Origin of the sequence: Barnesiella sp. An22 (genome assembly GCF_002159975.1) — a bacterium.
Taxonomy (GTDB): Bacteria; Bacteroidota; Bacteroidia; order Bacteroidales; family Barnesiellaceae; genus Barnesiella; species Barnesiella merdigallinarum.
In genome coordinates this window covers 30,915-53,393 of record NZ_NFJR01000015.1, presented here as the reverse complement: position 1 = coordinate 53,393, position 22,479 = coordinate 30,915, and the positions used below count along the sequence as shown (strand labels likewise).

Genomic DNA, 22,479 nt, shown 5'->3' with positions numbered 1-22,479 from the left:
TCTCCCCGTGCCGTGAGGAAAGGACACCTTCGTTCCATGTGAACACCCGTAAGGGCGTATGGCATGACTTCGGCACCGGGCATGGAGGCGACATCTTCACCCTTGCGGGGGAACTTTCAGGAAGCGACGGCTTCATGGCGCAGGCGAGGTTCATCGCCGGAGTATATGGAGGAACAGTCCCCGAATATGCCGGACAGAAAAGAGAAAAGGAAAGTGTCAGGACAGAAAAGCGCAAAGAGCCTTCCCGCTTCGAGGAGGTGGTTTGCGGTCCCTTGCGCTGTAATGCCCTGCTCGGCTATCTGAAGGGACGCGGCATACCTGCGGAAATTGCCCGTGCAGAGTGCGAGGAAGTACGGTTCCGGCTGTACGGCAAGCGGTATTTCGCCGTCGGCTTCAGGAACATGGGCGGAGGCTATGAGCTGCGGACCAGGTTCATGAAATGGTGCCTGCCGCCCAAGGACATCTCCGTCATCCGCAACGGATCGCTTACCTGCAACCTTTTTGAGGGCTTTATCGACTTTCTTTCATGGAAGGTACTCGGCATCAGCCGCGGTGAGGATTATCTGGTCCTCAATTCGGTGGCCCTGCTTGAACGTTCGTTCCCTTTTCTGGACAATTACGGGAGGATCCGGTGCTACCTGGACAATGACGATGCCGGAAAAAGGACACTGGCCGTCCTTCGGAAACGCTACGGTGACAGGATTGACGACTGTTCCGACCTGTATGCCGGATGCAAGGACCTGAACGAATATCTGGAAAGCAATTTTCCGCCTGAACAGTAATTATTTTATAAACCGTTAAAACAAGAAATGAATATGAAACCGATTATGAACAAGAAAGGGCTGTTTGCCCTTGTATGCGCCCTGATGGGCATGACCTTCAGTATATTGACCTCGTGCAGCGATGACCTTGACGTGCAGCAGTCCTATCCCTTTAAGGTGGAGACGATGCCTGTACCCAAGCGTATCGTGAAAGGCGAGACCGTGGAAATACGCTGTGAACTGAAACGGGAAGGACGGTTCTCCGACGCCCGCTATACCATCCGCTATTTCCAGCCGGACGGCGAAGGTAAACTGCGCATGGATGACGGGATGGTGCTGCTGCCCAACGACCGTTATCCTCTGGACAGGGAGGTGTTCCGTCTTTATTACACCTCAGAGTGTGAAGACCAGCAGAGTATCGACATCTATTTTGAGGATAACAGCGAGCCGGCACAGCTTTTCCAGCTGACCTTCGATTTCAACAACGAGACGGAGGACGAGGATACCGTGGTTACTTCCGGCGGCAAGGAATTACCTGTCGTTATCGTATCACAATGAACCTGACCTGCCTATGGGAATAAAAGCAAAATTGTTTGCGGCGTTTTTCGCCATAGCCTGCTTCGGGAGCATACCGTTGCGGGCGGAGAATCCGGTAAAGGAGAAACAGGACAGGTTCAGCCTTGCCGTAGAGTGTATCAAGCGCTATGAGGGCTGGCATGGAGAAAAAAGACACTGGCCTTATGTCGGGTACGGGCATAAGGTCCTTCCCGGGGAAAGGCTGACCAATGACATTTCAAAAGAACAGGGGGATTCAATCCTGAGAGCGGATTTACGCAAGCTGTGCCGTATGTTCAGTTACCTGGGACGTGATTCGCTGATTGCCGCTGTTTTGAGCTATAATGTCGGGGCATACCGTCTGAAAGGTTACGGCAAGATGCCCAAAAGTAAATTGTTGAAGAAACTGGAGGCAGGAGACCGGAATATCTATAAGGAGTATGTTTCTTTCCGGTGTTACAAAGGCAAGGTAGTGCCGAGCATTGAACGGAGAAGGAAGGTGGAATACATGCTGCTTTTTGAGGAATGAAAAATGAGGAAGAATCTTTCAGTCTTTTGACTGTCAGTTTCTTCCTCGTCTTTTGTTTTACTTTCCGGTTATCGTTTCCGCCATAGGGTTCTGCCGGTGCATTTCCCAGTTCATGATTGCCGATTTTTTACTTGAATTTGCATAGCAGTATTCGCAGAGATGGGGGCAGGTATTGTATTCCCCGATATCCTTGGCTGCCATACATCCGCATGAGGTGCGTTGTCCCGGATCCTTTTTGTGATTGCTGACGAAGTATTTGTTGCCAGGGAGAATCACGGCACCGTAAGGAAGGTCATTCATGTCGAAAAAGGCTGGAGACGGCATTTCCTGTATGATGACGCCCAATGCGGACATCAGCTCCTTGTCTTTCCATGCCAGACGTGCTATAAGGTCACCGTCGATGCAGCGGTTACGGGATATCCTGTATTTGCCAAGATCCAGATTTTCGCCGCAGGTAGCCAGCTCCAGATTCCATCCTCTGTTACGGTTCAGTACCGTCAGTTTTCCGGCAAGCTCCTCCATTTTTTCTTTATTCCACTCATGATATGGGATTCCGCTGTCTGTCATGTTGGCCTTGACCTTTCTGTACGAGTCTATGTCTGCAAAACTGAAAACCAGCTTTTCCGTACAATTGTGTATCTCCGTTCCTACACGTTCGATCTTTTCAATCAGAGTATCCACGGATATGTTGTCTGTGAGTATCAGCGGATCGAACCGCCATATTACGGCTTCTTTGCCCAATATATCGGAAAGAGTCCTGAATGTTTCAATACGTTCTGTCAGCGGAGGGACACCGGTTTCCAGTCCGTCTTCCTCATAATCATTCAAAGTGAACTGGATATAGCAACCGATACCTCTTTCTTTCAGGATCGGCAGATAAGGAAGAAGAGGTTTGGGATTTTTCGACCAGAACACTATGAATCTTGTATTCTGGTAAGAGATATAGCTCTTTTTTCCGTTGAACGGGTTGTTCCACACGGAATAGCCGGTTTCGAGCCGATGGAAGAACCAGTCCGCATAGAATGCCGGGATGTCCGTGCTGCGGCTTGCCGATATGATGTCGGGGGCCGGGATTTCCATCTTTCGGCCGTCTATGATGATATTTGCTTTTTTCCAAGTCATATTGTTAAGATTATATAGTAAAGACAGGCGTCGGTTATGAACGCCTGTCCGGGTTGTTGATATGTCATTGGTTTGTTTCTATGCAAAAATAATATGAATATTTCATTCTGTAGCTGTTCAGCCTACCAGAACGGCATCCTGTATTTCCACCTCTGAGGGCAGACGGGAAAGTAGGAGTTCCGCCATTGCTCCGTTCTGCGGAATCAGTGCCGGGAAATCCGTTCTGCCCGGCTTATATATCTCAGTCGCTACATTATACAAGTCCCAAGCGGTAACCTGTCCCTTTTCGCGGACCAGTTTCAGCACCTCTTCCGTGAAGATGGAAATCTGGCTCTGGTTCAGTGGGTAGGTTTCCACGGAGGATGACAGGTTCCTGTCCGAACTGTCATGGGAGACACGCAATGCTGTCAGCAGCCCGATATACATATACACTTCCTCCAGTGAGACGATTCTGCGTTTCAGTCGCTGAATCCTTGCGATGTCCTCGTTCATGTTCACCTCGAAGTTTGCCAGCCATCCGTCCACCGTCTCGAATACCCCTTCCGTTGTCACCTTGTTCTTTCCGTAATTGCAGATGCTCCTTTCCGGCGAGAGGATACACTGGTTATGGCATACTTTCACGCACGGGCCTATGGCAGCCTGTATGCCGTCCTGATGATAGGCGACAACCAGCGTAGTTGTCAGCTCGTCCGTTTCCCAGTCCTTGATCCGGATGGTAGCGAAGATGCGTCGGAGGATGTGGGCTTCCACTGCTTTTTCACCAAGTGTCTGTTCCACCTGCGGGAGAATGCTCACTCCCGGCTGTGTCTTGTTCCTGTTCTGTGCCGCAAAGATTTCTTCCACCTCGTAATCGAGGTTGTACTTCTCGCAAATGTCCATCATACGCTGCAGGACCTGGTAGTGATAAATGCCCTGGACTGGCTTGCCGTAGATATCATTCTCCTTGTAGGTACGCTGGAGAGTCTCGAAGTTCATTACTTCGATTCCGTTGTTCTGAAAATCAAACTGCTGTTGTTTTTCCAATACTGCCATTGCTTCCATAATCTTGAATTTTATAAAGTTAATACTATGATTGTCTATTTTTTTTAGGTATGTATCTGCCATCCGTGGAACGGTTCAAGTGTCACGGCAAAGGATTGGTCGGGTATTCCGTGATAGAGCAGACCGCCTACAATGCCGATGCTTCCGTCTGGATAGCGTTGCGTGAAGCCGAACGAGTACGGGGCATGATCATAATAGAGCGAGATTTCGCTTGGATGGTCTGGATTCTCCTCCCATTTTTTCAGTCTGTCCAGACAATTCTGGAGTGATGTGTCACCGATGGATTCGGCGTAACGCTTTACATTCTGGAAATGTTCTTCATTCAGGATTTTCATGACTCATTGTATTTTATCTGTTAAACACGTCCGGCTCCGGGAGCCGGTATTTTTTATTTTTCACCTGCCTGACTGTCCCGTGACCGTACCCGCAAGGTTTGGCGAAAGAAAATACCGCAGCCATCGGCGAGGATGATTTTCTTTCAGCCAACCCCATAGGGGCCTGACCTTGTCCGGGTACGTTGGACACGGGACTACCTTTGCAGGGAGGAAAATAAAAATTCAGGGTCATCAAACTTATATCTGTGTTATTAGGTTTATGGCTAAATTGTGCCGTTTTCATGTGAATCCGCTTTGTAGATTATTTCATCTATTATCTCTTTCTCTTTTCTCTCACCTTTGAGGAAGGCAAGCAGCCACCGGAAAAAGAACGGGGCTTGGTCTGTCCCCAGCTGTGAGCTTTCCCCGTTACGGGTGGCGCATATTGCAAACCGTCCCAGTCCGAGACTGTCCTGTGGCGGTACGATATGGAATGACAGATCTTCCGTACCGTTGATATGAAGCCCGCCACGGTAGGTGTAGAAAGTCTTTGCGGCTCTACTGTCCGTATCAATGTCCACCCGGCTGTAGCCGCAGCGTTTCAGTTCTCTGATAATTTCCCTGTTTGTCATAATTGTATCTGTCTGATTGGATTTGAAATGTTCTGGTGTACTGTTCCCGTATTTGGGGATATGCCGTGTTCTGACACCCACTTCCGGTATGCCGTGGCATATTCCTGCCTTTCCCGTTCCAGACTGCTTTCCGTCTCCGGAGTATATCCGAGCAGGCGTATGTATCCGCCGTTGCAGCCTGTCAGTTCGCAGTGCATTCCGGCTGCCTCCAGTTTTCCGATGCGTTTCTGTGCCGTCTTCGCGCTTGAATACTCCTTGGGCCAGAAATAATGTTCTCCCTGTGAGCCGTAAAAGTCTTCTCCGAGTATCATTTCCCCGATATGCTTCCGGCTCTCGATGAAGCCGAAACGCGCCTTGCCCAGTGCCTGTCGCATAGCCTTGTGTGCAGGTCCTTCAGGATACCTGAACACTTCAGGAGTGTCTTTTCCCGTAATCTTCGGCAGTTCCATCCGGTACGGCTGTCTGTAGCTGCCGATTCCGAGCGTGAGGTAGAAGTTGGTGTGGAAATAGTCGGTCATGGGGTCGCTTTCATCGAAATTGTATGACATCACAAAATCCCTGACGTTTGTCATCACCTCCTTGGCCCGGTCGGTCAGACTGTCCGATGCCTGGATGTTGTAGTGGTTGATGTCTCCCTGTACCTTGCCGGATTCTCTGGTGAAAGCCTCGAAGTCCGCTTTCATCAGCCGGATAAGGATTGAGTTGTATCCGTCCCTGCGGACCGAGAAGGTGTATCTCGGATAGGTCTCCTTGAGCCATGCCCTGACCAGTTCCGTGATTTCCGGCGCGGACTGCCCGTTGTAGTTGCGCCCTTTCCAGCGGTATTCATTGTACACGTATTCGGTGTATTCCTTTGCGGTGGCATCCTGAAAGTCGTGTTCGTAGCCTGTCGGGGTTGTGGAAACGCAAGGCTTGTCTTTCCAGACCTCGAACAGCTTTCCGAATTCGGTATTCACCTGCTGCATGAGGGCAGTGTCACCACCCTTGTCCGGGTGGTGAAGCATTGCCAGACGGCGGTATTCTTTTTTCAGCTCCGCCAGTGAGTGTATGTTCTGAAAATAAGTCATAGTGTAGATATTAAAGTCCCGCAAGACGGTTGATGAAATATATCTGCCAGTCCTGGTCGAGTCCGAGGTTGCTGCACGCGATTTCGAAGTCTTCGCTTCTCAGGTCGTTGTCTTTCTGAAGTTCCTGCAGGTTTCTTATCTCGTCGTCCAGGTATTCCTGTGCCTCTTCCTTGCCGCAACTGCATGAGTTGCAGATCAGGTCAATGATGTTCCGTGCCATAGCCGTTGTCTTTAATTGTTTGTCAGGTATATGTTCCTCTTCTCGTCATAGTTTTTGCCGTTCCACCATTCGTCGGCGGCCTCGGCGAATGTCTGTCCGGAATTGGCTGAAGGGAAATCGGATGTCTTGAATCCGGTCAGGTATTCAAGGTTATCGGTGCTGTTGGATTTCCACCATTCCTGCATCTTTTCCAGAAAGGATTGTTTGGAGCAGGTCTCCACATTGTCCTCACACCGGGAACACCAGATGTCATCGTCCACGTCACTGTGGTATTCATTCGTGTTTACATCCACCCATGCCTGGATTTCAATCTCCGTTGAACCGCAATCATTGCACACCTTGATTTCGGAATCGTCCGGGTGTTTGCGTCTGGCTTTGCCGTCATACAGGCTGACGGCCCGTTCCACCAGCTTTTCCCTGTAACGGTCCGTCAGTTCCGCATAGAACCGTTCAGCGGCTCCGAATATTCCCTTGTCCGTCATCAGAGACCATTTTTCCCAAAAGTGTGGGTGCATTTCCTTGAATACTGTCCTGCACTCTTCCTCGCACCAGGCATTCCACATATAGTAGAAGAAGCTGGAGACTGCATTTTCCGCTTGATATTTCATAATGTTGTTTTTATTTAAGGTTATACATCCTTGCAAAATGGCTGTTCACTTCAGGGATCCTTTTCTTGTAATAGGGTTGGTTGTCCCTGCACCAGTCCGCCAGTTCCTGTTTGTTCCTGAAAGGTTCCCTCCAGCTTTGCCCGCTCATGATCATTTCCACCTGCGGGGCCAGTTCCCTGATGAACGCTCCGACAGTCCATCCTTCCCAGACGTATCTGTCCATATTGATTTTTGTTGCCATATTGTCTTTCGTTTCAAGAGTTTCCTTTTGTATTTTCAAGTTGAAGCCTTACTGCTTCGTACATTTGATTAAGCCAATCAATGTTGCTGGCTCCGAGTTCGAAAGGACTCTGACAGAAAACCTCTTCCATACTGTCCTTTATTGTTGCCAACACGGTAATGTGCTTGTCAGTAACCTCAATTCCTGTAACATAACACTCGTATGGTTCTGCATTATCGTCAAACCAGATAATCCATACAGGGTCTTTTTCGTTGTCGGTAAACGTGATTTTTTTCAGGCCGTGCGCATCGAGCAGTTGCCTGATGGCTTCGATTATGTCCTTTCTCAGTTCTTCAATCCTGTCGCTGAAACACATGGACGTGTATCTGACCTTGCCTTTGCCAACCCGTTCCCTGAAAGAAAGGATCTGCATGTCAGGGTGACTGCCGAATCTCCAGTCTGTCACCTCGTCATCATCGCGGGTAGTGTGGATGTTTCCGCCCAATACCAGACCGCAGTCTTCTGTTACAATTCTTTCCGCCTCGTCGCGGTCTTCCGCAACGACCTTGTAGGTACCCTCGAAGGCGTACCTTACTCTTACTTCGTACTTTGCCATAATTCCTATGATTTGGTTAATGATTTCTATTGTTGATTCTTATTCTTGGTTCTCGAACGATTCCGGTGACAACCGGTACAGTTCAGCCAGGTTCAGTTTGGCCATCGGGTATTCCACCCATCCGCTTTTGCGTCTGTATCCCGTATCTTCGGCAAGGCTGTTCCTTATGAGGAATTCCATCGCTTCCGGATTGTTGTTTATGTCAATGAATGCCTGGTCGGGAATCCCGAATGCCGGGGAGTCTTCCAGATTGACGGTAAGTACCGTGTATAGTTCCCCGTTGTCCGGTGATTCCAGACTCAGAACCGGCCATCCGTTCGGGTAGAAGCCGGTGACAAGCCTGAATTCCTTTCCATGATATCGGAATGTCTTTTCTGAACGGTCTTTTCCGGATTCCTGAATTTTGAAGTCGTCTTCTCCTTCAGTGAATGTCCTCACCGGGCAGGACACATCGTAATGGCAGCCGTCTTCGTGTCCGCACAGGTATTCTTTTCCCTTGAATAGGATGATTGCATATTTCTTTTCCATGATTTGATATCTTTAAGTGACCATACTTGATTTATGAAGCGACAAGACCTATCTTTTCTCCGAAGAAGGAATCGCATACCCCGTACACATGCTTGATGGAGCATTCATATTTTGAGTTCTCGCTGTCAAGACGGAAGCGGAATCCGTGATAGTCCCTGACTTCCAGCTTCAGCCTGATATCCTTTTTGAGCTCCATCTCCAGGAGACTTCCCCCACCGTACATGGAGCTGAATATGCCGCAGCAGTTGCCTTTGGGAATAATGACTTCCCCGAGCGAGAATCCAGCGTCATAGAGTTCCGTCAGGCTTACCTTGCCGATATAGGTCAGCAGGTTGGCACCACAACAGGAGTTAATGAGTTCCTGGTAGAATTGTTCGTAGGATATCTGTTCCTTGCCGTCCCTGTATTTTTTGTCGGGGAAACGACCGTACACCGTGTAACCATTCTCCACCAAAACTTTCTTCACCTTGGCAGGATTGAGATTCAGGGCATCGACCATGTCCCCGAAATAGGACTCCTTGTACCGGTAACCTTCCTGCGATTCCAGCCAGTTGGAATTGATGCAGTCGTAGTTGGAGAGCATCTCGACACGCACGGGAATGTCATCCGTGTTCTTAATCAGTTCTTTCAAGATGTCTGAATCGTTTCGGTTGTAGATTTCCTCCCTGATTTCTTCCTCATGTTCCTCGAAGAACTCTTCCACCTCCTCTTCTTCAAAGCCGTGGGAGCCGGAGCATTCATTCTTCAGCTTTGAGACGATTTCATGGACTGCTTCCCATTCCGCGTCATCGTACCACTCGTCCACTTTCTCCCATAGACTTTCACAACTCCTTTCTTCCAGACACTTCTGAATGGTGTCATGGCAGTTGTCGAAGTTGTCGTTGTAGCCCACCCACACCAGCGTGTAGGACTTGTCCATAAGCGATTTCACGAATTCCATGGTCAGTCTTTTTTGTTCTCCCATATTCCGTTACCTGTGTACGGCAGGATTCCGTTTCCCGTACATGTGTTTATTTTTCTGTTGTCTCTCTTTCAGTTTGTTTTTGTCTCTTTCCCGTTGCCGTTCGCTGCCAGGACACCGAAAGGCAGGTCGAGTATCCTGTGGTTGAAACACAGCGTTGAATTGTAGTCCGTGCGTTGCCAGAGCGTGAAGCGGTCTCCGGCGAACGACCATCTGAAATAGCCTGACAGCGAACCGAACTGCGGATTGACGTTCCTGCTTATGAGGGAGCGGTTCACGTCCACGATGTGTCCTGCCGTCAAAATGATGTTCAGTATCTCCACGAATGCCAGCTGCGAATACGGGTCGATGGGCATTACAGGTCCTTTGAAGTTGATTTCCATATCTTTTGTCTTTTAGTCATAATTGTCATCAAATATTTCGTACCGGAAGGGAAGCGTGTCGCAGTAGCAGCTCGATACCCCCGTGTATATCAGGGCGTCTTCTCCTGTGTCCGCGTCTTCTTCAGCTTCCGTGACGGTGTCCCCGTACAGGTCGTGGTAATGTGATACCATCATGTGCGGGTCATCCGTGGTGATGTCATAGCCGTAATGCCTGCTCCAGTTTATGAAAAACTCCGTTTCTTCCTCTTCGAGCCTTTCAAGGGCGTCCCTGATCTCGAAGAAGTTGGGACAGAGCCATTCACGGCTGATCAGCGTGTCCGGGATGTTCTCCCATCTGGGATACCGGTATTCCGGTTCCTTTTCCCCGGGGAACAGGTCGGAACAGGCACACAGGAACTCGCTCATGCCGCTGTAGTCGGACAGGTGCAGCCAGTAGTCCCTGTAATCCTTTATGTCCATGAGATGCTGTGTGGTCACGGCAACCTCTGCATTGTTCAGATCCATATTCTTTTCCTGTTATGTATATGGAGCCCGGGGGTTCCATTCCTCCGACTCCCCAAAGGTGCCGTATCCCGGCTGTGCTGGGTTTTTCGGGGAAATACCGCAGCCACCGGCAAGGATGATTTTCCCGAAAACCGCCTGCGGCATGACCTTGCTCAGCCGAGCTGGACGCGGACTACCTTTGTCGGTGGGAATGGGACTTCCGGGCATCTCCATACGGTTCATGTTCATTCTGTTATTCGCTGGCTTCCCCAGCTGATGTGTATCTTGCCTTCGCTGTCCTGCGTGCGGACAAGCAGGCTGTCTATGACGGACATCGTGATGTCGAACTCCTCGAAGATCTCGGACTGCTCCTTTACCTCACCCGTCTTGATGAACTCGTTCAGACGCTCCTTGGTCAGCACCAAGGCCATCAGGTTCTGTTCGACCGAGTCTTCATAGGTGACGTAATGGACGTTCTTCATCTCTCTGGAGTCCAGACGGATGAAACGGAAATAGAACTGCTCCATACGTGGGATGTTCCATTGCAGGGATTCCAGTATCACGTCATTGCAGGTAGGTATGTTCACCGAGCTGCTCAGGCTCTGCTGCGTGCATATCAGGATACCGTTGATGGTGGAGTCGAACTCCGTCACGATTTTCTGACGTTTCCTGAAGGCCACGTCTCCCTTGACCACGAATACCGGCCTGTCGGGGAAATGTGCCCGGATATAGCTCTCGTAGAGGTCGAAGGCCGCCAGCGTGGTGCACCCGATGGCCACTTTGCCCGGTATTGTCCTCACGAGCCTTTCGATATAGCGGGTCTTGGAGGGATATTCGTCGCCGTAATATCCCTCTATCAGGTGCGGGACCGAACAGGCCTTGATAAGCAGCTTGATCTGCCTCATGAGTCTCAGCCCCGCATCCTTTTTCGTGTCTCCCGTGCTGTTGTAGTACAGTTCGCAGATGCGGCAGAACTCCTCGATGATGACACGGTACACCTCGTGTTCTCCTTCCGAGGGGCGGACGGTATGCGTACGTACCCGGTATTTCTCTCCTGCGAAGTCCCTGAATTTACGCGTGATGACCGTCTTGCCGATAAGTTCGGAGAGTTCGTCCTTGTTGTACACGTCCTGGTTCTGTTTCTCGATGCCGAATACAGTGGCTTTCCCCGGACAGTGGCAGGCACGGAAAAGGACATGCCCCCTGAAGGCGGGGAACGGTGTTCCGTAATCCGGGTTGTTCTCTTCCTCTATCTCGTGGTCCCTGTTTTCGTGGTAGACCTGCGGGCTCCAGCATATCATGTTTACGGAGTTGTTGTAGAGTAGTTCGAACTGGCTGTACAGTTCCGCGATGTTGTTGCGGGTGGTTGTTCCCGTGTCGAGGATCTTGTACCTGAGCCTCCTGAATATGCACAGGATGTTTCTTGTACGCTGCGATGTGGGATTGGTGATTTCGTCCGACTCGTCGAAGACAAGGCACAGCTTGCCGGAAGTGCGTTTCACGAAACGCATCAGTCCTCTTTTCAGTTTCCGGAGCATGGAGGTGGAGACGACAAGGAATGTCCCTTCCGGTATGTTGTTGAGGTCGCCGGCGGTCTGTATTGTACGGAAGCGTTCCTTGTTTATGGTAAGGAACGGTATCCAGGTCATGTTGGTGGCGATGGCTGGGGCAAGTATGATGACGTTCTTTGCCTTTCTGAACTTGAGCAGGTATTTCGCCCTGTGATAGACGGCGGCAGTCTTGCCTGAACCCTGCTGCCAGTTCAGCAGGGCGTAGCGTTTCTGCAACACGAGGTTCAGGTCGTGTTTCTGCAAGTCCGTGAATTCGCAGACTTCACCGTCCTTGTTGATGAATGTGGTGCGGTCCAGGTATTCCTTCAGGCCGGCATCTTCCCGCATATCCGCAAACTGGAGATTCTGGGTCTCGTATTGCCTCTGTTTGCGCCGTATCAGTTTACTGGCGGCACGGATCTGCCGCATGTTCTTTTCTGTGACGTTTTCCGGCATCGGGAGTTCGGCCCTTCCGAGTATGAGGTCGTTGATGCCTGCGGCCTTGTGCGTGACCTTGTCAAGCAGACGCGGGGCATATTGCTTCAGCTTGAAGCCGTAGGATGTCTTCACTAATGCCACTTCCTTGCGCGGCACCACGTTCTGCGAGGTGATGTACCTGCGGATGATGCCGAGAACCTTGCCGGTGGTCAGTTTCTTGCGTTCCCATTCCTTTATCTGTTCCCGGGTGGCATTTTCCGGCGGTTTCTGGTTGCGGAATTTGGACACCAGCGCCTCCGCCTTTTCGACATGCCTGTTCAGCACGGCATGGGCCTTCAGCTCGTACATGTACTTGGCAAGTCTGTACTCGAACGCTTCCAGCTCCTCACGGTCTATCCGGTTGGTTTCCCGCATCAGCTGGAGGCGCAGCCGGTGTTTCATTTTCCGCACTTCGGCTATGCGTTTCTTCAGCTCATCCATGCTGACAAACTCTTCCGCGTTGTAGGGCTGCATTTCAATATGGAGGGAACGGCGGAGGAATACCATGATTTTTGTTGCGAAATTCTGCACGCCCACCGTAGAGAAGGCTGAATGTTCCAGCCTGGTCTGGCCGATGAAGGAGAAATTCGAGTTGATTTTCGCCACGCGTGTCTTTTCCCAGAACTCGTTCTGCATGAAGGAGAGAGGGACGATGACCATCAGGATTCCGGCAGGGTTGAGCACGTCATAGGCCTTGTCCATGTAGAATTCCTGCGACAGCCTGTAATCAAATTTCAGGTTAAAGGGCGGATTTCCGACAATGATGTCGAAACGCTGTTCGGGATTGTACAGCTGTATGTCGCATTTCTCGATATGAGCTTCCGGGTAGAGGTATCTGGCAACGGCCACCGCCTTGCCGTCAATGTCGAATCCGTAGGCATTGTGCAGGTTGGGCAGATGGTTGAAGAAGTTGCCCATGCCGCAGCACATGTCAAGTACCATTTCCGCCGATGTCGGAGAAAGGGTCTCCACCATGCTCCGGCATATGTCGTGCGGGGTGAAGAACTGTCCCATCTCGAATTCCTTCTTGGCCTCGGCGTATTCATGGTAGCTGGTGAAATCCGACTGTCTGAGGTTGTGCAGTCCTCCGATTCCCGTGTAGCAGTTGTAGATGCTTTCCTTCGGAACGAGGTCCTTGCCCGAGTCTATGGCGAAAAGGATTTTCTCGTTGATCTCGGCACGCCTGTCCTGGGGAATCTGTTGGGGTATGATGGCATACATGTCTTTTCTTTTTTAATGGTTGGAAACGGAGACACCCCGCAAGGATGTCTTACGGGGTGTCTGAATAAGTATTTCATGAATCACTCTTCTCTGAGTGTGATTTCATCCAGCCGCAGCCTTCTGTAGCAGTACTCTGCGGCCTGGCTGTCCTTGAAGCGTACGTCGATGCGTCCGTTCTTATAGAACTTGATCTGTTCTGCGTTGCTCAGGGTGAGGTTGTACCATTCGGTTATATCCACATCGCGTCTGTCAAGGCCGATGACCATACCGCTTGAACCGTTTATCACGTCATCTGCCCCGTATGCGATACCTTCGCAGAAAATGTCCACTTTCCTTCCGCAGTCATACGAGAACTCATATTCCTTGTGGTATTCCAGATGGATGCTGTCCCAGGATACGATGTCAGGGAAAGTTATCTTGTCCTTTTTCAGTTCGGGCTTCACCTTGCTCCAGCGGGAAGGCTGTACCGTTTTCAGGAAACGGGCCAGCAGTTCTTCCTCTGCGGTCTCACGGAAACTTTTTCCGCCGAGGTGTTCGATGACCATGTCCACGTAAGTCTGGTAGACCGGACGGAATCCCATGCGCATGGCCTTCTCGTCGATTACAGGAATGGGTACATCTACATTGTAGGTCCTGTTGAAATAGGAAATGATGCGACTCGCGAAATTCGCGTTGGCATTGCAGTTGTTGTCCGCAAGCTCGTTGATGAGGTCAAACGGTTTGAATTCGTTGTGGGTATAGTCATCCTCCCCGCTGTTGTTGAAATAGAAATTCCGTATGGAGACCTTACCGTTATCCTCATACTTGAAGCTCTTGATTTCCCGATACCGTTCCGCTTCTTCCTTGAAGATGTCATACCATCGGTCGATACGGTCAAGTGTCCTGTAGAGCTGGTCCTGCTGTAGCTGGCAATACTGCCGGTCCTGTTCTGTAATCTTGTCCTCGTTCCTTACTTGCACGTTCAGGATACCTGTAAGCAGGTCAGTGTGGCTGCCTGCTGTTCTTGTTGCTGTTGTCTGCATAACTGTATTGTTTTAGAGATTGTCAATTTCGGGTTTGATACGGTAACAGTAGGTGATGTGGCTGTCCATGTCCTTGACCAGCTTGACCTGTTCGGGATGGAAGTTGAGACGCCGTTCCATGGCCGGGGCATCTATCTTGTCCCATTCGTGCTGCGGCAGGAACCGGTTTTCATGTCGGAAACACCAGAGTACGATCTGGTTTTCCCAGTTGCCCTTGAACACAGTCCCTTCATAGTCCTTCAGGAACTGCCGGAAGTTCTCTTCGGTCCTGAAAGCTATGTCGTAGCCCTGGTACAGGTTGCGTGCGTCCGGACCCGTGTCCTTGGTCAAATAATATTGTCTCCATGTTTCCGTGGTGAAATCACCGTAGAGCGGATCAGGTTCGGAATAGGACCATAACGGTACTTTTGCCGTGAATGTGACGGCACCGTTGGCACACGCTCCGCAGTTTCCCCAGTCCTTGAATGCACCTTCCGTCCATCTGACGAATTTCAATTGCTTGGGGTCAATATGGTGGAAGGCCCCTCCGCTGACGCTCAGCCGGATATTGGCGTCCTGCTCCCATACAAAGGGAATATAAGGTTCTTCACAGATGGAAATCCGACCGCTCTCTTCATCATTGTTTTCAATAAGGGCATTGCCGTAATATTTCCCGTATCTGTCCACATAGATGAGTCTGTCACCTATCTGTGGAGTCTTTTCCGAGCGTGTCCTTTCTATCAGTTCCACATAGCCGTTGGCCATATCCACGTCCTGCTGTGTCAGCCAGTGTTCATGATCGTACAGAATGTTCAGTGGTTTGAGTGTTTCCACCGTGTACTTGTTCTTTGTTGCCTGTAACATAACATTTGATTTTTTGTTAGTCCGGCTTCTGGGGCCGGAGTTCCCATAACTACAGGCCTAAAAAGGTCGTGTTCCGTACATGCAAGGCTTCGGGAAAAAATACCGCAAGCCCTCCGGGGCGAGGATGATTTTTTCCACGAACCCGAAGGGCTTGGCCTTGCTTGTACGGGAAGAACACGAATTACCTTTGCCTGTGGTTATGGGGACTCGGCTACGGTATGCTCGTTTTTCCCGATATGTTTTTATTCCGTAAGATTGCAGCCGTTTATATGGCCTTTTCAGAAAGAAATGTTATCTTTGCAAGTGAGATAAAGAGTTATTTGAAAGCATGAGAAATATGGCGGTTCGGAACAGTCCGGCTTTTTCTTATCCATTGCCCGTTCTCGTGCGAGTTTTATCCAATCTGTTGATAGTCAAATAAAACCTACCTGATTACAACAAATATAACGATAATATTCGAAAAATGAACGGTCGAGGGGGTGAAAAGCATTTCGGGCAGGGCGGGTATAACGGTGTTGATAACTTATTCATTTATTCTTGCGAATTAGTCGGTCGAGCCAAAAATTTTCATTACATTTGTTCGTTAAAGAGATGGGGAACCGTTCGGCCTGACGGCGGTTCGCCTGCTCGGGCCTGCAGGGCGCTGTCCTTTTGCAGGGAAAACAGGCTAAGAAACAAATAAACAAAAAGATATATCTATGAAATTTATCGTATCCAGCACCTTGTTGCTATCACATTTGCAGACTATCAGCCGGGTAATTAACTCGAAAAACTCGATGGCTATCCTCGACAACTTCCTGTTCCGCCTCGAGGGCACGCGCCTCTCGATGACCGCATCGGACCAGGAGACCACCATGACTACGGCTATCGACGTGATGGAGGCCGAGGGCGAAGGCGTCTTTGCCGTGAATGCCAAAATCTTGCTCGAACCCCTCAAAGAGTTGCCCGACCAACCGCTGACTTTCGAAATCGACGACAATAATCTGGAAATTTTCCTCTATTTCCAGAATGGCCGTTACAACTTTATCGGCGTGAATGGCGACGAATATCCCACCAAGATGCCGATGGATACCTCGGCCGTAACCCTCTCGCTCGATGCGCAACAGCTGCTCGGCGGCATAGGCTGCACGCTGTTTGCCACGGCCGAAGACGAGTTGCGCCCCATTATGAACGGTATCTATCTCGACATCTTCGAAGACAGTATTTCGTTCGTGGCTTCCGATACTCACAAGCTGGTACGCTTCAAAAATCAGGCCGTGGCTCCCGGGGTGCGTGCCTCGTTTATCCTGCCCAAGAAACCGGCCAATCTGTTGAAGTCGATTCTGCCCAAGGAGAACGGCAACGTAGAGCTCTCGTTCGATTCGAAGAATGCCTGCTTCAAGCTCTCCGATTTCGTACTCAACTGCCGCCTTATCGAGGGGCACTATCCCAACTACAACTCGGTAATCCCTACCAACAATACCAACCGACTCATCATCGACCGCTCCCTGTTTGTGAATGTGCTGCGTCGTGTGTCGGTATTTGCCGATGCCGCTTTGGGTCTGGCCAAGCTGCAGCTGAAGAACGGCGAGCTGCTCGTGTCGACCGAAAACAAAGACTACTCCATCTCGGCCGAGGAGAAGGTGGCCTGCAACTACACAGGCGACGACCTCACCATCGGCTTCAAGGCGTCGTTCCTCATCGAGATACTCAACAATATCCCCTCTACCGAGGTGCTGGTCGAGCTCTCCGATCCCACCCGTGCCGGTATCATCGTACCGCTGGAGAACAAGGAGAACGAAGACCTGCTCATGCTGTTGATGCCCATGATGCTCAGCGATTTTTAATCAACCCAAGCTATTGAACAGTAAATCATGCAACTGAACTTGAAGAACCCGCTCGTCTTCTTCGACCTGGAGACGACGGGTACCAATATTACCACCGACCGCATTATTGAACTGGCCTATGTCAAGGTGTTCCCTAATGGCGAGGTGGAAGAGAAAGACATATTTGTCAACCCCGGCATGCCCATTCCGCCCGCTTCGACGGCGGTGCATCACATTACCGACGAGATGGTGGCCGACAAGCCTCTTTTCAAGGAGGTAGCCCGCAACATCGCCAAGGTGTTCGAGGGGGCCGATATTGCCGGGTTCAATTCCAACCGCTTCGATGTGCCTTTCCTTATCGAAGAGCTGCTGCGGGCCGGCGTCAATCTCGACATCTCGAAACGCAAGTTCGTCGACGTGCAGACCATCTACCACATCATGGAACCCCGCACCCTCAAGGCCGCCTACAAGTTCTATTGTGGCGCGCCGCTGGTCGATGCCCATTCGGCTCTGGCCGATACCCGGGCCACCTACGAGGTCTTCAAGGCGCAGCTCGACCGCTATACCGAGGCGGTGAAAGACGAGTATGAGGGAAAATACCTCACTAACGACATCGACTCGTGGGTATCGTTCTCGACCCAAAACCGCAACGTCGATTTCTCGGGCCGCATCATTCTCAACGAGCACGATGTGCCGGTATTCAATTTCGGCAAGTACAAGGGGCGTTCGGTCGAGGAGGTGTTCCAGCTCGAGCCCAGCTATTACAGTTGGATGATGCAGGGCGATTTCCCCCTGAATACCAAGAATGTGATTACCGAGATATACACCCGCGCACGCCGTCGCTTCTGAGGTGCCCGGGTCTCTCTCCAAAGATTCGAAACTATGTTGAAAGGCAAACATATCATACTGGGTATTACGGGCAGCATCGCTGCCTACAAAGCCGCCTATCTGCTGCGGTTGTTCATCAAGCAGGGCGCCGAGGTGCAGGTGGTGATGACCCCTGCGGGCAAAGAGTTTATCACACCCGTCACCCTCTCGTCGTTGAGCGGGAAGCCTGTGGTGAGCGAATTTTTTACCGCCAATACCGGCGAGTGGCACAGCCACGTAGACCTGGGCCTGTGGGCCGATGCCATGATTGTAGCCCCCGCTACGGCCTCGACCATCGGCAAGATGGCCCACGGCATAGCCGACAACATGCTCGTGACCACCTACCTGTCGTGCAAGGCGCCGGTGTTTGTGGCTCCGGCCATGGACCTCGATATGTATGCCCATCCGTCGACCCGGCACAACCTCGAGCTGTTGCGCTCCTATGGCAACCACATCATCGAGCCGGCAACCGGCGAGCTGGCCAGCCACCTCACCGGCAAGGGCCGCATGGAAGAGCCCGAGCAGATTGTGGCCGTGCTCGACCGGTTCTTTGACCGCCCGCAGCCGCTGGCCGGAAAGCGGGTACTTGTGACGGCCGGGCCCACCTACGAAAAGATAGACCCGGTGCGATTCATCGGCAACTACTCGTCGGGCAAGATGGGTTTTGCCCTGGCCGAGGCCTGTGCCGAAGCCGGAGCCGAAGTGACTCTCGTGGCCGGGCCGGTGAGCCTGACGACCTCGCATGCGTCGATACATCGGGTCGATGTGGAGTCGGCTGCCGAGATGTACCGGGCCGCCGTCGATGCCTACGACCGGGCCGATGCCGCCATCATGTGTGCCGCTGTGGCCGACTACGCTCCCGAAACGGTGAGCGACGTGAAGCTGAAACGGAGCGGCGACGAGCGTGTGTTGCGCCTCAAACCCAACCCCGACATCGCTGCCGAGTTGGGTCGCCGCAAGCGCCCCGGGCAGTGCCTGGTAGGTTTTGCCCTCGAGACCAACGACGAGGAGAGCAACGCCCGCCTGAAGATGGAAAAGAAAAATCTCGACTTCATCGTGCTCAATTCGCTGCGCGACGCAGGCGCCGGATTCCGTTGCGACACCAACAAGGTGACCGTCATCGGGCGCGAGGGCGAGCCGGTCGAGATTCCCTGCAAGCTCAAGACCGAGGTGGCCGCCGATATTGTGGACATCCTGGCCCGCTATCTGACCGACAGCCATTGACGGGCTGCGGGTCGGAAACCATTTGCGTAACCCTGTTTCAAACGATGAGAATATGAAAAGAAATCTCTTGTATGTGCTGCTCCTCCTTTGTCCCTTCCTGTCGGTAGCCCAGGAACTGAACTGCCGTGTCGAGGTGAACAGCGACCAGATACAGGGCACGAACAAGGAGGTGTTTACCACCCTCAAGGAGGCCATTACCGAGTACATCAATGACCGTAAATGGTCTACGGCACAAATTTCGCCCGTCGAACGGATAGACTGCTCGATGCTCTTTACCGTCAAGGAGTATGCCGACAACCGCTTTGTGTGCGAGTTGCAGGTGCAGTCGCGCCGTCCGGTCTACAACAGCTCCTACACCACGACGCTGATCAACTTCAAGGATACGCAGGTCGAGTTCAATTATCAGGAGTACGAGCCGCTGGTCTTCTCCGAAACCAGTATCGAGAGCAACCTCACGGCCGTCATCAACTTCTATGTCTATATGATTCTCGGGGTCGACTTCGACAGCTTCTCGCCCATGGGCGGGACCCCCTTCTACGAGTTGGCTCGCCAGGTGGTCAACCTGGGGCAATCGTCGATGGAGACCGGTTGGAAAGCCTTTGAGGACAACCGCAACCGACACGCACTGCTGTCGGCCTTTGTCGAGCAGAGCACGGCCGGGTTCCGCCAGTTGTGGTACGACTATCACCGTGGCGGCCTCGACGAGATGGCTCTGAGTGTAGACAAGGGACGGGCCAAGATTACCGAGTCGCTGCAACAGTTGCAGAAGGTCTACGAGGCTTCGCCCATGTCGGTGGTGATTACCCTCTTCCGCGATGCCAAACTCGACGAACTGGTGAATGTCTATTCCAAAGCTCCCACTTCGGAGAAGGAGACCGTCTACGATATACTCACCGGTATGTATCCCACCGATAGAACCATTCTCGACAAGATTAAACAGACTGAATAAAGAGAGAAACGCAATTATGATAAAGAAACTGAGTGTCTCCAACTATACGCTCATCGACGAGCTCCACATCGACTTCTCGGCCGGTTTCTCGGTCATTACGGGTGAGACGGGAGCCGGCAAGTCGATTATTCTGGGGGCTCTGTCGCTGATACTCGGCCAGCGGGCCGACCTCAAGTCGTTGCGTCGCAGCGACGAGAAGGCTGTGATCGAGGGGGTGTTCGACATCGCATCGTATCACCTGCGCGATTTCTTCGACGAGAACGAGCTCGACTACGACGAGGGCGAGTGCATCTTGCGCCGCGAGATTCTGCCCTCGGGCAAATCGCGAGCCTTCATCAACGATACGCCCGTGTCGTTGGCTCAACTGAAAACCTTGGGCGAACAGCTCATCGACATACATTCGCAGCACCAGAACATGCTGCTGGCCGACTCGCGGTTTCAACTGCGGGTGGTCGATACCATGGCCGGCGATGCCGCTCTGCTGGCCGACTACCGCGAGCACTACCGCCGGTGGCGCGAGCGGTTGCAGGCCTATACCCGCCTGCAGGAGGAGAATCGCTCGGGACGCGAAGAGGAGGACTACCTGCGCTATCAGTTGGCCCAACTCGATGAGGCCCATCTGCAGGAGGGTGAGCAGGAGGAGCTCGAGGTCGAGTTGCAGACGCTGCAGCATGCCGAGGAGATCAAGAACGAGCTGGCCGTGCTGCAGGAATTTCTGCACGCCGAGGAGACCGGCGTCGTGTCGTTGCTCAATGCCACCCTCTCGCGCATGCGGGCCCTCTCGCGCCTCTATCCCGAGGTGGACGAGTGGGCGGGGCGCCTCGAGTCGGACTACATCGACCTCAAGGATATTGCCTCGACTGTAGACCGTTCGCAAGAGAACCTCAACATGGACCCCGAGCGGCTGGCCTGGGTCGAGAACCGGCTCGACACCTACTATTCGCTGCAACAGAAGCATCGCCTCGCCAGTGCCGCCGAGCTGCTGGCCCTGCGCGACTCGTTTGCCGAGCGGCTCACCCGCATCGAAAACTACGACGAAGAGCTGGCTGCCCTCAAGCACGAGGTCGACGAGGCCGAGAGCCAGGTGCGCAACCTGGCCGAGCAGCTCACCCGGGTGCGCCGGCAGTCGGCCGCCAACATCTCGAGCACTCTCACCGAGCGGGTCAAACCGTTGGGTATGCCTCACCTGCAATTCGAGATAGAGGTTTCGACCCGACCGCAGTTCGACGAGACGGGCGGCGACGCCATCCGGTTCCTCTTCTCGGCCAACAAGAACCAGCCCCTGCAACCCGTGTCGGAGGTTGCCTCGGGCGGTGAAATTTCGCGACTGATGCTCTCGCTCAAGGCGTTGGTAGCACACGCCATGGCCCTGCCTACCATCGTGTTCGACGAGGTAGATACCGGGGTCTCGGGCGAGATTGCCGACAAGATGGCCCGCATCATGCGCGAGATGTCCCGCTGCATGCAGGTCATCAGCATCACCCACCTGCCCCAGGTGGCTGCGTGGGGACAGACGCACTACCGCGTCTACAAGAGCGACACCGCCACCGCTACGGCCACCCATCTGGTGCGCCTTACCGATAGCGAGCGGGTCGAGGAGATTGCCCGCATGCTGAGCGGCTCGTCGCTCACGGCTGCGGCCCTCGACAACGCCCGCGAATTGTTGAACCGTAACGAACAGAACAATGGAAAAGAATGAAATGATATTTGGCATTCGGGCCGTTATCGAGGCCATCGAAGCCGGTAAGGAGATAGACAAGATTCTGATACGCAAAGAGCTGCAGGGCGACCTGGCCAAGGAGCTTTTCGACCTGATTAAGGGGCGTGGCTTCCTGGTACAGCGGGTGCCGGTCGAGCGGCTCAACCGCATCACCCGCAAGAACCATCAGGGGGTGGTCGCCTTCATCTCGTCGATTGCCTACCAGCGGCTGGGCGACATCGTGCCCACCCTCTTCGAGGAGGGTAAGGTGCCCTTCATCGTGCTGCTCGACGGGGTGACCGACGTGCGCAACTTCGGCGCCATAGCCCGCACCTGCGAGTGCACCGGCGTCGATGCCATTGTGGTGCCCGAGCGGGGCAGCGTCAGTGTCAACGCCGATGCCGTGAAGACCTCGGCTGGTGCCCTGCTGCACATTCCCGTATGCCGCGAGCGGTCGATACACAGTGCCATCCGTTACCTCAAGGATAGCGGCATACAGGTCGTAGCCGCGTCGGAGAAGGCCGCCCTCAACTACACCCGGGCCGACTACACGCTGCCCGTGGCACTGGTCATGGGGGCCGAGGATACCGGTGTCGACCCCGACAACCTGCGCCTGTGCGACGAGATGGTAGCCATTCCCCAGGTGGGAAATATCGGGTCGCTCAACGTCTCGGTAGCAGCCGGGGTGATGATGTACGAAGTGGTGCGGCAGCGGATGTCCGAGGTTTAGGACCGATGCTCCCGGAATAAAAGACAGTATAGTAGATACCAGTAATTTTATA

The 22,479-nt window shown here is 52.5% G+C and carries 25 protein-coding genes; 9 read left to right on the top strand and 16 right to left on the bottom strand.

What is annotated here, in order from left to right:
* From B5F38_RS12180 to B5F38_RS12170, 3 genes are all read left to right on the top strand, one after another.
* Nucleotides 1-782 (top strand): toprim domain-containing protein (locus tag B5F38_RS12180; RefSeq protein WP_087409476.1); only part of this gene is annotated, 782 nt, incomplete at its 5' end.
* A gap of 33 nt (nt 783-815) precedes the next feature.
* A complete protein-coding gene (locus B5F38_RS12175; RefSeq protein WP_087409472.1) occupies nt 816-1,319 on the top strand; it encodes a DUF3872 domain-containing protein in 504 nt (167 codons plus the stop codon).
* A gap of 13 nt (nt 1,320-1,332) precedes the next feature.
* Nucleotides 1,333-1,845, top strand: coding sequence for a glycoside hydrolase (locus B5F38_RS12170; protein WP_087409471.1), 513 nt, complete (start codon nt 1,333-1,335; stop codon nt 1,843-1,845).
* Nucleotides 1,846-1,902: 57 nt separating this feature from the next.
* Here the strand turns inward: B5F38_RS12170 and B5F38_RS12165 are convergent, their stop codons facing one another.
* From B5F38_RS12165 to B5F38_RS12085, 16 genes are all read right to left on the bottom strand, one after another.
* Nucleotides 1,903-2,967 (bottom strand): DUF1848 domain-containing protein, encoded by a 1,065-nt coding sequence (locus tag B5F38_RS12165; protein ID WP_087409470.1) that lies wholly within the window; start codon nt 2,965-2,967, stop codon nt 1,903-1,905.
* Between the two features lie 117 nt (nt 2,968-3,084).
* Entirely contained in the window at nt 3,085-4,008 is a 924-nt protein-coding gene (locus tag B5F38_RS12160) for a hypothetical protein (protein WP_055172638.1), read from the bottom strand.
* A gap of 44 nt (nt 4,009-4,052) precedes the next feature.
* Nucleotides 4,053-4,343, bottom strand: coding sequence for a DUF4120 family protein (locus B5F38_RS12155; protein ID WP_055172636.1), 291 nt, complete (start codon nt 4,341-4,343; stop codon nt 4,053-4,055).
* A 263-nt stretch (nt 4,344-4,606) separates the two neighbouring features.
* A complete protein-coding gene (locus tag B5F38_RS12150; RefSeq protein WP_025279130.1) occupies nt 4,607-4,954 on the bottom strand; it encodes a hypothetical protein in 348 nt (115 codons plus the stop codon).
* Nucleotides 4,951-6,021 carry an LPD29 domain-containing protein gene (locus tag B5F38_RS12145; protein ID WP_032944375.1) on the bottom strand — a complete coding sequence of 357 codons (1,071 nt, stop codon included), beginning with the start codon at nt 6,019-6,021 and terminating at the stop codon, nt 4,951-4,953. The genes B5F38_RS12150 and B5F38_RS12145 overlap by 4 nt, the downstream gene beginning before the upstream one ends.
* A 10-nt stretch (nt 6,022-6,031) precedes the next feature.
* Entirely contained in the window at nt 6,032-6,241 is a 210-nt protein-coding gene (locus tag B5F38_RS12140) for a hypothetical protein (protein WP_087409469.1), read from the bottom strand.
* 11 nt (nt 6,242-6,252) lie between these two features.
* The gene (locus B5F38_RS12135) at nt 6,253-6,849 is read right to left on the bottom strand and encodes a hypothetical protein (RefSeq protein WP_072545499.1); all 597 of its coding nucleotides are present in this window, start codon (nt 6,847-6,849) and stop codon (nt 6,253-6,255) included.
* 10 nt (nt 6,850-6,859) lie between these two features.
* Nucleotides 6,860-7,090, bottom strand: coding sequence for a hypothetical protein (locus B5F38_RS12130; RefSeq protein WP_055300459.1), 231 nt, complete (start codon nt 7,088-7,090; stop codon nt 6,860-6,862).
* A 13-nt stretch (nt 7,091-7,103) separates the two neighbouring features.
* Nucleotides 7,104-7,685 carry a hypothetical protein gene (locus B5F38_RS12125; protein ID WP_055300436.1) on the bottom strand — a complete coding sequence of 194 codons (582 nt, stop codon included), beginning with the start codon at nt 7,683-7,685 and terminating at the stop codon, nt 7,104-7,106.
* A gap of 39 nt (nt 7,686-7,724) precedes the next feature.
* Nucleotides 7,725-8,213 carry a DUF4313 domain-containing protein gene (locus tag B5F38_RS12120; protein ID WP_055300435.1) on the bottom strand — a complete coding sequence of 163 codons (489 nt, stop codon included), beginning with the start codon at nt 8,211-8,213 and terminating at the stop codon, nt 7,725-7,727.
* Between the two features lie 31 nt (nt 8,214-8,244).
* Nucleotides 8,245-9,177, bottom strand: a complete 933-nt coding sequence (locus tag B5F38_RS12115; RefSeq protein ID WP_087409468.1) for a hypothetical protein — start codon at nt 9,175-9,177, stop codon at nt 8,245-8,247.
* A 68-nt stretch (nt 9,178-9,245) separates the two neighbouring features.
* Nucleotides 9,246-9,557, bottom strand: a complete 312-nt coding sequence (locus B5F38_RS12110; protein WP_087409467.1) for a hypothetical protein — start codon at nt 9,555-9,557, stop codon at nt 9,246-9,248.
* Between the two features lie 12 nt (nt 9,558-9,569).
* Nucleotides 9,570-10,061, bottom strand: a complete 492-nt coding sequence (locus B5F38_RS12105; RefSeq protein WP_087409466.1) for a hypothetical protein — start codon at nt 10,059-10,061, stop codon at nt 9,570-9,572.
* Between the two features lie 224 nt (nt 10,062-10,285).
* On the bottom strand, nt 10,286-13,288 hold the full coding sequence (locus B5F38_RS12095) for an N-6 DNA methylase (protein WP_087409465.1): 3,003 nt from the start codon (nt 13,286-13,288) through the stop codon (nt 10,286-10,288).
* Between the two features lie 80 nt (nt 13,289-13,368).
* Nucleotides 13,369-14,310 (bottom strand): hypothetical protein, encoded by a 942-nt coding sequence (locus B5F38_RS12090; RefSeq protein ID WP_087409464.1) that lies wholly within the window; start codon nt 14,308-14,310, stop codon nt 13,369-13,371.
* 12 nt (nt 14,311-14,322) lie between these two features.
* The gene (locus B5F38_RS12085) at nt 14,323-15,153 is read right to left on the bottom strand and encodes a DUF4121 family protein (protein WP_072544942.1); all 831 of its coding nucleotides are present in this window, start codon (nt 15,151-15,153) and stop codon (nt 14,323-14,325) included.
* A gap of 698 nt (nt 15,154-15,851) precedes the next feature.
* On the opposite strand from B5F38_RS12085, the gene dnaN reads away from it, so the two are divergent.
* Genes dnaN through rlmB form a run of 6 tightly spaced genes read left to right on the top strand, consistent with a single transcriptional unit; the run spans nt 15,852 to nt 22,427 of the window.
* Nucleotides 15,852-16,979 carry a DNA polymerase III subunit beta gene (gene dnaN / locus B5F38_RS12075; RefSeq protein WP_087409463.1) on the top strand — a complete coding sequence of 376 codons (1,128 nt, stop codon included), beginning with the start codon at nt 15,852-15,854 and terminating at the stop codon, nt 16,977-16,979.
* Between the two features lie 27 nt (nt 16,980-17,006).
* Entirely contained in the window at nt 17,007-17,807 is an 801-nt protein-coding gene (locus B5F38_RS12070; RefSeq protein WP_087409462.1) for a 3'-5' exonuclease, read from the top strand.
* Nucleotides 17,808-17,840: 33 nt separating this feature from the next.
* Complete coding sequence (gene coaBC, locus B5F38_RS12065) at nt 17,841-19,049, top strand: bifunctional phosphopantothenoylcysteine decarboxylase/phosphopantothenate--cysteine ligase CoaBC (protein ID WP_087409461.1); 1,209 nt, start codon at nt 17,841-17,843, stop codon at nt 19,047-19,049.
* Between the two features lie 52 nt (nt 19,050-19,101).
* Entirely contained in the window at nt 19,102-19,998 is an 897-nt protein-coding gene (locus B5F38_RS12060) for a DUF4835 family protein (RefSeq protein ID WP_087409460.1), read from the top strand.
* A gap of 16 nt (nt 19,999-20,014) precedes the next feature.
* Nucleotides 20,015-21,697: a DNA repair protein RecN gene (gene recN, locus B5F38_RS12055; protein ID WP_087409459.1), complete on the top strand. Its 1,683-nt coding sequence runs from the start codon at nt 20,015-20,017 to the stop codon at nt 21,695-21,697.
* Complete coding sequence (gene rlmB / locus B5F38_RS12050; RefSeq protein WP_087409458.1) at nt 21,684-22,427, top strand: 23S rRNA (guanosine(2251)-2'-O)-methyltransferase RlmB; 744 nt, start codon at nt 21,684-21,686, stop codon at nt 22,425-22,427. Before recN ends, rlmB begins: the two co-directional genes overlap by 14 nt.
* Nucleotides 22,428-22,479: the final 52 nt, after the last annotated feature.